This is a genomic window from Pseudomonas sp. gcc21 (genome assembly GCF_012844345.1).
Classification (GTDB): Bacteria; Pseudomonadota; Gammaproteobacteria; order Pseudomonadales; family Pseudomonadaceae; genus Halopseudomonas.
In genome coordinates this window covers 2892021-2903424 of the sequence record NZ_CP051625.1, presented here as the reverse complement: position 1 = coordinate 2903424, position 11404 = coordinate 2892021, and the positions used below count along the sequence as shown (strand labels likewise).

Genomic DNA, 11404 nt, shown 5'->3' with positions numbered 1-11404 from the left:
GATGTTCTCCAGAACGCAGCTCAGGGCGCTGGCGGCTGGCGTCACCACGCTTCTGGGCCTGGCTTCACTGCTCTGGCAGAAATATGAGCGGCCCGGCCGGGGTCGTCTGCTGCATACCCACGGGCGAGAGCACGTCATGCTCGACGCCGCGCGCACGTTGAACCGGGGCGCGGGCCTGCTGGCTTTTTCGGTGGCGGCAGACAGCGCAATGGAGCACTACCGGGGCGATTTTCAGAATCGTGCAATGTACACCCCGCTAGTGACCTCGGTGCTTTCGCTGATGATAAGCGGGCAGGGTCAGCAGGATCCGCGCGCGGGCAATAACCCGCTGCGCAACGCTGTGTACCTCGGCACGATAGGGACCGGTCTGGCCGGGACCGCATTCCATCTGTACAACATCGGCAAGCGTCCAGGTAGGTTGAGCTGGAGCAATCTGTTCTACGCGGCACCGGTCGGCGCGCCCTCTGCGCTGGTGTTGTCGGGTGTGCTGGGCTACTTTTCCGAGCGCCTGCGCGGTGAGACGCAGGATTTTATTCCGCGTATATTCGGGCTACCGGTGGGGCATTCGGTCGGGTTGATGGCCGCGACCGGTTTGCTCGGCACCGCGCTGGAGGCCGCTCTGCTGCATTTTCGCGGCGCGTTTCAGAACCCGGCCATGTACCTTCCGGTCAGCGCACCGCCATTGGCCGCCGGCCTGCTGGTCGCCACGGTAGCGGCCGGCCCGGCATACAGCCGGTTGCGTTGGCTGTCGCGCCTGGCCCTGCGCTTCACGGCGGTGATGGGGCTTGCTGGTGCGGTTTTTCACGCCGTCGGTATTGCCCGCAACCATGGCGGTTGGCGCAATTGGCGACAGAATCTGCAAGCCGGCCCGCCCTTGCCGGCTCCGCCGAGCTTTACCGGTCTGGCGTTCGCCGGGCTGGCCGCGCATACCCTGCTGGAAGACGACCGGGAGCTGGCGCCATGAGCCGGCGATATCCCGGATATGACGTGCAGTCCAAGCGAGGCGGGCCATCCTGGAACGATGCAACCCGACAGGTCGTGGACGCGCGTCTGGCTGTGCCGCGTGAGCCGCGGTTTCTCGACGCCGCGCAATGGTCCATCTTGCGTGCGCTCTGTGCGTGCGTGGTACCGCAACCGCATGATCGGCCCGAGGTACCCGTGGCGGCGCTGATCGACGCACGTCTGCTGGCCGATCAGGGTGACGGTTATCGGGATGCGCGCCTGCCCCCGTTCCGCCAGGCCTGGTGTATCGGGCTGGCCGCGCTGGATGCCGAAGCGCTGGATCGCCATGCGCAAGGCTTCGCAACGCTGAGCCGTACGCAGCAGGAGCAGTTACTGGCTGACGCGCAGGCTGGTGAGCTGGTTCACCCCGCCTGGCAGGGCATGCCGTCTCGCTTGTTTTTCAGTCTGCGTCTGGCGCACGACATTACTGCAGCCTATTACCGCCATCCCGTCGCCTGGAATGAACTCGGCTTCGGCGGCCCTGCGGCGCCCCGCGGTTATGTCCGTCTGGGCGCCAATCACCGTGACGCCTGGGAATCCGCTGAAGCCAGGCCGGGGACTGAATCCAGGGCGCGGGAGCTGAATCGCCATGTCCGCTGAGTTGTATCTCGAGGCGCTGGAAACGCCGCGTGGCCGAGGCGGGCGCGCGCCGGACGTGTTCAGCCCGACGGGTTGGGTGCCGATGCGTGAGTATCCGCTCGACGAGCCGGTGGATTTTGCCATTGTCGGTACGGGCGCGGGTGGTGGCACGCTGGCCGCGAAACTGGCCGAGGCCGGCTTCTCGGTGGTCGCCTTCGACGCCGGTGCCTGGTGGCGACCGCTGTCGGAATTTGCCTCCGATGAAGAGCATCAGCAAAAGCTGTTCTGGACCGAGGAACGGCTGTGTGACGGTGATAACCCGCTGGTGCTTGGCACCAATAACAGCGGCAGGGCGGTTGGCGGCAGCACCGTGCATTACGCCATGGTATCGCTGCGGTTCCGCCCCGAATGGTTCAGGTCGCGCAGTCTGCTGGGCTACGGTTCTGATTGGCCGATTGACTGGCGGGAGATGTGGCACTACTACCGTGAGGTGGAACAGATGCTGGGTATTGCCGGCCCGGTCCGCTATCCATGGGGCCCCAAACGCCCGCGCTACCCCTATCGCCAACACGAGCTGAATGGCTCGGCGCTGGCTTTGGCGCGGGCCTGTGAAGCGCAAGGCATCGACTGGACGTCCACTCCACTGGCAACGCTGTCGGCCCCGCGCGAACAGGCGCCGCCTTGTGTCTACCGGGGATTTTGTGTGACAGGTTGCTCAACGAACGCCAAGCAGAGTGTGCTGAATACCTGGCTGCCGCGGGCGCTGAAAGCCGGTGCCGAGGTACGCGACCTGGCCATGGTCGGCCGCATCGAGACCGGGCCGGACGGCCTGGCCAGCGGCGTGCATTATCACCGCGAAGGCAGCTGGCACTTCCAGCGTGCCCGACACGTGGTGGTAGCCGGTTACGCCATCGAAACGCCCAGACTCCTGCTCAATTCGGCCAACCCGCGTTATCCGGAGGGGCTGGCGAATAGCTCGGGACTGGTCGGCAAGAATCTGATGGTGCACAGCAACCAGGCGGCCTGGGGGCTGGTCGACGACGAAATCCGCTGGTACAAGGGCCCGCCTTCACTGGCCATCAGCGAACACTGGAACTACTGCGACGACAACAAGGATTTCTTCGGCGGCTATGCCTTCATGAGTCAGGGACCGCTGCCGGCTGCGTGGGCAGAAACCCAGGTCGGCAATCGCGGTCTGTGGGGCCAGGCGCTGGTTGATGAGATGGAAAAATACAATCATCAGGTGGGTCTGAAGATCGTCGGCGAGACGCTTCCGCAGGAACGTAACACTGTTAGCCTGGCAGATGAGTGTGATGCCTACGGCTTGCCCATCGCCCGCGTCAGTTACTCTTTCTGCGACAACGATTTACGATTGATCGATCACTCCATGCGCTTTCTGCGTGACGCTCTGGCGGGTATCGATGCACGCGAGATATGGTCCGAGACGGAAGGCACCGCACATCTGATGGGCACTGCCAGAATGGGCAGCGATCCACGCACCAGTGTGGTCGACGCCGACTGCCGCAGCTGGGATATACGCAATCTCTGGGTCTGTGACGGCTCGGTATTCCCCACGTCCGGCGGCGTCAATCCCTCACTGACCATCCAGGCCATCGCCTGTCGCACCGCTGATCGCATCCGCGAAATGGCGCGGCGCGGTGAGCTTTAAGGTTTCTATAAAGACCGTCGGCCCAGTCAGCTGCTAGCTGTCAGCTTTTCACCCAGGCGGTTCTATTTGCCCTTTCATCGAAATTGATGCGATATTGCATCACCCGTGATGTGGCGAGGAGTAACCCTATGAGAACCACCGTTACGATAGATGACGCACTGTATGAAGAGGCGCTCGAAGTTGCTGATCCGTCGATGGACAAGACTGAGTTGTTCAGGGAGGCCGTGAAGACCTTCATTCGAGTTCAATCGGCCAAGCGACTCGCAGCTCTTGGCGCAACCATGCCAGACATGCAGAATATTCCGCGGCGCAGCGTGGAGGCTTCAGATTGAGTGAGGTGATGGTCGATACATCCGTTTGGGTCGATCACTTTCGTCACGGCAATGATGCTCTGGTTCGTCTTCTTGAGTTTGATCAGGTACTAACGCATCGGCTGATCGTTGGTGAAATTGCCTGCGGGACCCCACCCAGTCGCAACCAGACTCTTTCCTGGCTTGGCGGGCTGAAGCAAGCTCAACAGGCTAGCGTTCAGGAAACAATAGATTTCATCCAGCGTGAACGTCTGTACGGGATGGGTTGTGGTCTGGTCGATATAATGTTGCTTGCATCCACCATGGTCACGCCTGGGGCGAAGATCTGGACGCTGGATAAACGGCTGTGCACCATGGCAGAACGATTGGGCGTTATGCATCGGCCTGTTGATTGAGCAACTGAAACCTCCAACCCAAGCTAACCCGGCTCAAATAGCATCGCCGCGATCTGCCGCCGCGATGATGCAATTGCGACCGTGGGATTTGGCCATATACAGCTTGGCATCGGCGCTTTCCAGTTGCTCGCTTGCTTCCCACAAGGGTGCCTGGCAGGCACTGATACCAGCGCTAAAACTGCAACGGAACAGGCCATTGCTGCCGCTGAACAGCAGTTCGTTGAAGGCCACGCGAATTTCATCGAGGATGCGCTTGGCATCCGCTGCGTGGCAGTCAGGCAGGACCGCGACGAATTCCTCACCACCGTAACGCCCCAGCCGATCGATCTTGCGCAGGCGCTGGCGCAGCAGGTTGGCCAGAGCGCGAATCACATTGTCGCCCACCGCGTGCCCATGCTGATCATTGACCGATTTGAAGTGATCGATATCGATCATGGCGATGCTTACCGGGCGGTGCGTACGGCAGGCGCGCTCCAGTTCGATTTCTACCTGTTCCTTGATATCGGCGTGCTTGAGCAGGCCGGTCAGGCTGTCGCGGGCCAGTGCCTGACTCAGCAGCCGGGCGCGCTGGGCGCGGGAGTACACGGCATTGACCAGCGCATTGTCGGAAATCGGCTTGGTGATGAAATCATCCCCGGCTTTGAGCAGCGCATTCTTCTGCCGGGTAACGTCAGTTTCCGCCGACAGATACACCACCGGTACGCGTAGCCAGTTGTCGTCCAGGCGGATCATCTGCGCCAGCTCGGGCCCGGAATAATCCGGCATATTGATATCCATGAGAATGACGTCCGGCATGAAGGCGTCCATCTGCTCGAGCAACCTGCGCGGGTCGCTGACAATTTCCACACGCATGGCCGCGTTGTTCAGCACCGCCTGATAACGCTGCGCCAGGGTTTCATCGTCATCCACCAGCATGATGCGGAACGGCTCGCTCTGGAGGCTGTTAAAACAGCGCTCGAGCCGGTCTTCCAGCTTCGCCAGATCGACCGGTCGACCAAACAACCCCTGGGCGCCGGCGCGCACGGCGCTCAGCTGAAATTCGAAGTCGTCGTTGTCGCTGATCAGGAGCAACGGCAAGGGGCTGGCGCGCTTTGTCTGAACCTGCTGAAGCTGTTCCAGCAGTTCGCTGCTTTCAGTCTCGGCACTCATATCCAGAATCAGCGCGTCGGGGAGATTCCTGGCCAGAGCCTGCCTGAGCTCACTGGCCTGCGCGTGTAGCACCACCTGATAGCCGAAGCTTTCCAGGGTATGGCACAGGCGCTTGGCGAACGGGACGTCGTGCTCGAGAACATGAATGCAGCGCGCACGGTCGATGCGTGCATCGGCGGGTGCCGGTGGTGCGACGGGTGCTTCCTGCGTTTCGCTGCGCCGCAACCGGGCAAGCTCATCAATACCGCTGAGCAGTGCGTGTAAGGATTGACTGTCACATTGCTGTTGTTCGGTCAGCTCGCGCACCTTCAGTTCCAGTTCGCGCGCGTATGCTCCCAGCGCCGGGTATCCGAAGGTGCCCGCGGCGCCGGCCAGTTTGTGCAGTTGTTCGCGGATGGGCTGAAGCGCGTCGGGAGCAATATCTTCAGAGGTGGATAGCGCGCGTATCGACTGCTCCAGAGCGGGAAGCTCGGTATCCAGACGCTGACGAAACCCCTCGGCCAGGATTGCCAGTTGCTGACGAAGTTGTTCAGTCTTGTCCATGCCAAGCCTCCCAGATCTGTCGTAACTGGTTCGACAACGCCATGGGGTCGAACGGTTTGACAATAACGTCGGCGGCGCCCAGGCGCTTGTATTCGTCAATCTCGTCGGGCTGCATCTTGGCGGTCATGAACACCAGCGGACAGCTCTCGAGCACCTGCATCTGTTCAAGTTGGCGCAGCGTTTCCGGCCCGTCCATCTCAGGCATCATAACGTCCAGCAGGATCAGATCCGGCCGGAATTGCTCCACGACGGCCAGCCCAGCGGAACCGGAAGCGCAGGTCTGCACGGTAAAGCCACCGAGCACTTCCAGCGCGACCCGAGCAATTTCCTGAATTGATACGTCGTCTTCGATATGCAGGATACGTTCAAGCTGTTTCATGTCAGTGGCTCCAGCGTTGGCTCCAGCGAGGCCTCGGCCCGCGTCCGTGCTGCGTTGCAGCTGATTGGTGTTCATCAGGTTTCACTTCCGTCGGTTGGTTCTGCAGTCAATTCGCACCAGAACACCGAGCCTTTGCCAGGTTCGGATTCGAACCCGACCTGCCCACCCATGTGTTCCACCAGATCTTTGGTTACTGCGAGGCCCAACCCGGTGCCGCCGCGGCGCCGGGTGGTGGAACTGTCGACCTGGGCGAAACGTTCGAACAGACGTGAGTGCGCTTCCTGCGGTATGCCTTCGCCGGCATCGGTAACGCTGATGCGAACACGTCCCTCAGCGTAACGGCCATCAAGTGTAACGCTACCGCCCGGATGGGAAAACTTGGCCGCATTGGACAGATAGTTGGCCAATACCTGAGCCAGCCGGCGCGGATCAGCGTGCACCTGTACCGGATCCACCTGCCCGCAGCGCAGCGTGACATCGAACTGGTCAGCGTAGCTACGGTTTGCGTCCAGCGCTTCCTCCAGCAACGGCTGCAGCGGTAGATGTTGCATGTCGAAGTGCATGCGATTGACCGCCAGCTTGTCCAGGTCCAGCAGGTCGTTCACCAGATGCGTCAGGGTGCGGCCGTTGTTTGAAGCGATGGTCAGCATTTTGCGCATCGGTTCGGGAATCTCGCCGAGTGCACCGCCTTCAATCAGACCCAGCGCGCCGCTGATGGCCGTCAGGGGCGTGCGTAGCTCGTGACTGACAGTAGACACAAATTCCGATTTCATCTGTTCAATGCGGTAGCGCTCGGTCACATCCCAGATGAAGCCGCTGATCCATAAAAGTCGGCCTTCGTTGTCATATTCTCCTCGGCCCTTGTCGCGCACCCAGACTTCGCGTCCGTCCGCGTGGATGATGCGATAGGTCAGCTCGAAGCTTTCGTCCAGCGCCAGATTCGCAGCCCCGGCCTGATTACGCGGCGTGTCGTCCGGGTGGATGATGCTGAGATAGCTGCGCACCTGGCTGTTAACAAAGTCGTCTGTCGGATAGCCGGTAATCACTTCAATCTCGTCACTCAGATAAGTGATTGTCCAGTGCTCATCGGCCGCGCAGCGGTAAACCGCTCCGGGCAGGTTACTCACCATATCGCGGAAACGCGCTTCGCTGCGTTGTAGTTCGCGTGTGGCCTGGATGAGGTCAGTGATATCAGTGGCAACACCAAGGAAGCCGGTCAGCTCGTTATTCTGATCGCGGATCCCGGTTACGGTCAGGTTGACCAGTCGCTGGTTGCCGTTCTTGTTGATATAGGTCCAGGGCAGGGTCTCCGGTTTGCCGCGGCGGGCGTTGGCCAATAGCGCTTCGCGGTGATCCACGGCATGGCCGAGCTCGGCGCTGAGGATCTGCGCCCGCCGCTCCAGTTCGCTGTCCAGGTGGTAGCTTATGGGTGTGTGCTGGCCAATCATCTCGTCAGCTTCATACCCCAACAGCTTTGACGCCCCGGTATTGAACAGCGTGATGCTGCCTTCCAGATCAGTGGTGATGACCGCTACTTCGGTCGAAGCGTCGATGACCGCCCGCAGGAAAGCGCGAGCCTGGTGGATCTCGGTGTCGCGCCGCATGTCATCAGTGATGTCCGTGCATGTACCGCTGGCCCAGAGCGGCTCGCCGTTGGCGTCCCGACTGATGAGCTGACCGCGGTCACGGACCCAGACCCACTGGCCGTTCTGATGATGTATGCGATATCTGAAATCAATGTGATCAAGCTCTCCATCGAGATGCGCCTGCATCAGTCGATCGGCTTCAGCTCTGTCGTGGGGATGGATCAGCCCACGCCAGGTATCGACTGTAGTGGGCTGCAGAGTCTCCCTTCGGTGCCCGTTGATCTCGTACCAGCGGTCGTTATAGTGCGTCTCCCCGGTTTGCAGGTTCCATTCCCAGGTGCCCAGGTTGGCGCCTCGAATGATGCTGGCCAGTCGCGCGCGCTCCAGCTCCAGAGCCATTTCCATCTGTTTGCGCTGGGTAATATCGGCAGCAAAGCCGTGCCAGATATGGGTACCGTCGGGCAGGGATTCGGGGCTGGCAATGGCGGCTATCCAGCGCTCGCCGAAACGGGGGTGTTCTATGCGGAACTCTCCTTGCCACTCGGTAAGCATCTGGTGAGAGAGCTGAATGCTCTCGGTAACGCTCTGACGATCGTCCTCATGGATTCTGGAAAGCACCGTCTCGGCATTTTGCTGCGCCTGCTCGGTGCTGGTGCCGCACAATTCCTCGAGCCCTGGACTGGAAAAGGGAAACCAGCCATGCCCTGAACTATCCTGTTGATATTGATAGATAATGCCAGGCAGGTGGGTGGTCAGCTTGTCGAAGCGTGACAGTAGCTGTTCGCGCTCACATTGCATCCGATCTCGCCGCAGGGCCTCGCTGACCCAGGGGCCGAGCAGGCGTACGAATTCCAGGTCGGTTTCGTCAAAGGGCTGCGGCCGCGGCACGGCTGAGGAAAAGTTCAGGGTGCCGTAGCGTTCATCACCAACCTGCAGGCTGACCGAGATATAGCTGCGCAGACCAAAGGTTTGATAGCAGGGATGACCGCGATGTGGCGAGTTTTCCATGTCGTTGATAGCGAGCACATCCTGCTGCTGCAGCGTCAGCCAACAATAGGTGGTAGCCAGCGGGAAGTGCTCCCCTTCGGTCACGCGACCGTCACTGCTGTGCACAGCGACGACCTGGTAATCATCGCCCTGAATATGGCTGACGATGCCCATGTCCATGCCCAGATAGCGACAGCCCAGCGCCAGAACCTGCGTGAGTTGCCGGGTTATATCCGGCTCGGGTACACCAGCGATCTCGTTCATTGCCCGCAGCGCTTGCCGTTGGTGTTCCAGACGTTGCGCTGTGGCGCGCTCTTGCCGGTTTTTGACCAGCGCGTGTATCAACTGGCCCAGGCTGCTGAGCAGCGGCGCGAGAAATGCAGTGAGCTGCTCGTCGTAGCCACTGCTGCGGTTGGCCAGGGCAAGCATACCTATCATTTCTTCCCCGAAATAAATTGGCAGACCGGCAAAGGTCTCAAGCGGCGGATGCCCCGGTGGTAGCCGGTTGTTGTTCGGGTCGGACGCTGCATCGTTGGACAGATAGGCTTCCCCGGTTACCAGCACCTGGCCGAACAGCGTATCCAGCCGGCGAAAGATCATCCCCTGCGGGCCGCGCATGCGAACGGCGGCTGCGCTGGCCTCATCCCAGCTGATGTCAGAGAGTGCATGGACTTTCAGATACGGCTCGCTGTGTTCATCACGAAGTACCTGCCCGACGAAGCCAAACTGGCTGTCGGTTACCTCGAGTATCCGTTCGAGCAAGCGGTCGAAGCTCTGGTTGAGATTGGTCTCGTTGATATAGGCCGATTGCGTAGCAACAATAATGTCCGAAAGCTTGCGGTTGGCTTCGCGCAGATCCGCTTCTTCCAGCAAGCTTTGCCGCCAGGTTTGCTCCTGGCGTTGCACGACGTACCGCGTGCCCAGCATCAGGGCCCCCATCAGCGCCAACGCAGCCAGATAGCCGAAGCCCCAATACAACGGCGAAAGACGTTTGCCATTGATATGGTTATTCCAGAGCGGCGTGATATCGCGTGAAGTCAGCATGACGGCGTACGGCGGAGCGTCATTTTCGGTATTGCTGAATTGCTGTAGCAGAATCGGCGTAAGCAAGTAATGGCGGTCATCGACCTGAACGCGCTGCGCCTGGCCTTGCAGCGCATCGGCTGGCAGCTCGCCTGCCAGCAACCACGGCAGGATACGGGGTCGCGAGTAACTACTGACCAGCCACTCGGTGCCGGCAAGCGTGAACGCGCCCGCGCTGGGTTGAGCATCGACTACGTTCTTGATCGCTGATGAATTGATCAACACCGCCAGGCCGGATTTCAGTTCGTCATCAAGCTGATGCAGACCCGAGCCAAGCCCGAAGCCGACTTCGATACTTCCGATAACCGCCTCGTCAGAATAATCGGAGGCAAACACCGGTACGATCGCGCGAATCCCTGCGCCGTAACGTCCCGCCCCGATACCGCTAAGCGGTATGCCGGTGCGTTGCACCTGGTCTGCCATGGGGCGGATAGTTGCCATGGAATCGCTCCATGCATCGGGCTGATGCATACGCAGCAGATTGAGCACGCGGGGGCTCAGGTGAACGTTCAACTGGTCGGCACCGGATTCCTTCAAAACAATCCAGACACGTCGAAGATCGCTCTCAAGCTGGGCGCGCAGGGTGATGACTGCAGGACTGTTCAGGCCGTCGCGCTCGGCGAGCACCTTGATGCGCCTGATCAGCCGCCGGGTATCGGGATCTGCGGAAACGCTGTTGGCTGCCATCAATGCCTTCCGGCGGATAGACTGCTGGGACTGTTGCACCGCCAAGCGCTGCATCTGTGAATAGGTTGCGAGCTGGGTTTCCCAGGAACGGTCGCGCTTTACCTGGCTGGACCAGGCGAAGAAAGCGAACAATAGACCCAGCAAGACTGCGCCGGTTATGCGCAGCAGGCGTTCGTTCGGGGATAACAGCTTCGGCAGCATTGTGATGGTTTTCCGTAATACGCGGCGCGGAAAGAGTGAGTCAACCGGAGCCTTGAATCAGAGGCTATTGGTCACATGCCCGCCATCGACATTGATGATGGTGCCGGTCATGAATGCGCCGGCGTCACTGGCAAGCAAGAGCAGCGGCCCGCTGAGATCTTCCATATCACCCAGGCGACGCATCGGCACCTTGCGGCGGATATAGTCCTGGCCGTGCTCGGTATCGAAGTAATCGGTATTCATCTCGGTCCGGAAGTACCCCGGCGCCAGTGCGTTCACGCGGATGCTGTTGCGCGCCAGCTCAAGCGCCATGGCTTTGGTCAGCTGCACTACTCCGGCCTTGGCCACGGCGTAATGGCTTAGCGCCGGGCCAACCCGCAGCCCCAGAATCGAGGCGATATTGATCACGCTGCCGCCCTTGCCTGCCTCAGCCATTGCCACCGTGGCCCGGTGAGCAACGCGCCACGCGCCGTCGAGGTTGGTATCAAGCATGCTGCGCCAGTTGCCTTCGGTCAGATCCAGAAACGGCACAGGATTGCTGATACCCGCGTTGTTAACCAGGATATCGGCGACGCCCCAGGTCTGCTCGGCCTGGTTGAACCCGGCATCGACGCTGTCTGAATCGGTTACATCCATCGCAACGGCCAATGCCTCCTGACCCTGCGCCTGCAGATCCGCTACCAGCGCCTGTAAACGCTCGACCCGGCGCGCAGCGACGATGACCCGCGCACCGGCAGCAGCCAGCACCCGCGCGAAATGTTCCCCCAGCCCGCTCGAGGCGCCAGTGATCAGGGCGGTTTTGCCGGTGAGGTCGAAGCGGTCTGCGTTCATCT

General features: G+C 60.7%; 9 protein-coding genes. 5 read left to right on the top strand and 4 right to left on the bottom strand.

The genetic code is table 11. The features are described from left to right. The first annotated feature begins 1 nt into the window (after position 1). The 5 genes from HG264_RS13375 to HG264_RS13355 all read left to right on the top strand — a co-directional run bounded on the left by HG264_RS13375 (position 2) and on the right by HG264_RS13355 (position 3956). Complete coding sequence (locus tag HG264_RS13375; protein WP_169408135.1) at positions 2 to 964, top strand: hypothetical protein; 963 nt, start codon at positions 2 to 4, stop codon at positions 962 to 964. Further along, entirely contained in the window at positions 961 to 1602 is a 642-nt protein-coding gene (locus HG264_RS13370; RefSeq protein ID WP_169408134.1) for a gluconate 2-dehydrogenase subunit 3 family protein, read from the top strand. Before HG264_RS13375 ends, HG264_RS13370 begins: the two co-directional genes overlap by 4 nt. Continuing rightward, positions 1592 to 3250 carry a GMC family oxidoreductase gene (locus tag HG264_RS13365; RefSeq protein ID WP_178102817.1) on the top strand — a complete coding sequence of 553 codons (1659 nt, stop codon included), beginning with the start codon at positions 1592 to 1594 and terminating at the stop codon, positions 3248 to 3250. The genes HG264_RS13370 and HG264_RS13365 overlap by 11 nt, the downstream gene beginning before the upstream one ends. A 128-nt stretch (positions 3251 to 3378) precedes the next feature. Then, positions 3379 to 3582, top strand: coding sequence for a type II toxin-antitoxin system VapB family antitoxin (locus HG264_RS13360; RefSeq protein ID WP_169408133.1), 204 nt, complete (start codon positions 3379 to 3381; stop codon positions 3580 to 3582). A gap of 5 nt (positions 3583 to 3587) precedes the next feature. Further along, positions 3588 to 3956 carry a type II toxin-antitoxin system VapC family toxin gene (locus HG264_RS13355; protein WP_306085235.1) on the top strand — a complete coding sequence of 123 codons (369 nt, stop codon included), beginning with the start codon at positions 3588 to 3590 and terminating at the stop codon, positions 3954 to 3956. A 33-nt stretch (positions 3957 to 3989) separates the two neighbouring features. On the opposite strand, the gene HG264_RS13350 is transcribed toward HG264_RS13355, so the two are convergent. From HG264_RS13350 to HG264_RS13335, 4 genes are all read right to left on the bottom strand, one after another. Then, positions 3990 to 5648 (bottom strand): diguanylate cyclase, encoded by a 1659-nt coding sequence (locus HG264_RS13350; RefSeq protein ID WP_169408132.1) that lies wholly within the window; start codon positions 5646 to 5648, stop codon positions 3990 to 3992. Beyond that, on the bottom strand, positions 5635 to 6027 hold the full coding sequence (locus HG264_RS13345) for a response regulator (protein WP_169408131.1): 393 nt from the start codon (positions 6025 to 6027) through the stop codon (positions 5635 to 5637). The genes HG264_RS13350 and HG264_RS13345 overlap by 14 nt, the downstream gene beginning before the upstream one ends. Before the next feature lie 74 nt (positions 6028 to 6101). Then, the gene (locus HG264_RS13340; protein ID WP_169408130.1) at positions 6102 to 10571 is read right to left on the bottom strand and encodes a PAS domain-containing protein; all 4470 of its coding nucleotides are present in this window, start codon (positions 10569 to 10571) and stop codon (positions 6102 to 6104) included. Positions 10572 to 10628: 57 nt separating this feature from the next. Continuing rightward, complete coding sequence (locus HG264_RS13335; protein WP_169408129.1) at positions 10629 to 11402, bottom strand: SDR family NAD(P)-dependent oxidoreductase; 774 nt, start codon at positions 11400 to 11402, stop codon at positions 10629 to 10631. Positions 11403 to 11404 lie beyond the last annotated feature (2 nt).

What these genes read in the sequence shown, in the direction of transcription:
- HG264_RS13345 (WP_169408131.1), bottom strand. Translation starts at nt 6,027, where the DNA reads ATGAAACAGCTTGAACGTATCCTGCATATCGAAGACGACGTATCAATT.
- HG264_RS13350 (WP_169408132.1), bottom strand. Translation starts at nt 5,648, where the DNA reads ATGGACAAGACTGAACAACTTCGTCAGCAACTGGCAATCCTGGCCGAG.
- HG264_RS13365 (WP_178102817.1), top strand. Translation starts at nt 1,592, where the DNA reads ATGTCCGCTGAGTTGTATCTCGAGGCGCTGGAAACGCCGCGTGGCCGA.
- HG264_RS13340 (WP_169408130.1), bottom strand. Translation starts at nt 10,571, where the DNA reads ATGCTGCCGAAGCTGTTATCCCCGAACGAACGCCTGCTGCGCATAACC.
- HG264_RS13375 (WP_169408135.1), top strand. Translation starts at nt 2, where the DNA reads ATGTTCTCCAGAACGCAGCTCAGGGCGCTGGCGGCTGGCGTCACCACG.
- HG264_RS13335 (WP_169408129.1), bottom strand. Translation starts at nt 11,402, where the DNA reads ATGAACGCAGACCGCTTCGACCTCACCGGCAAAACCGCCCTGATCACT.
- HG264_RS13370 (WP_169408134.1), top strand. Translation starts at nt 961, where the DNA reads ATGAGCCGGCGATATCCCGGATATGACGTGCAGTCCAAGCGAGGCGGG.
- HG264_RS13360 (WP_169408133.1), top strand. Translation starts at nt 3,379, where the DNA reads ATGAGAACCACCGTTACGATAGATGACGCACTGTATGAAGAGGCGCTC.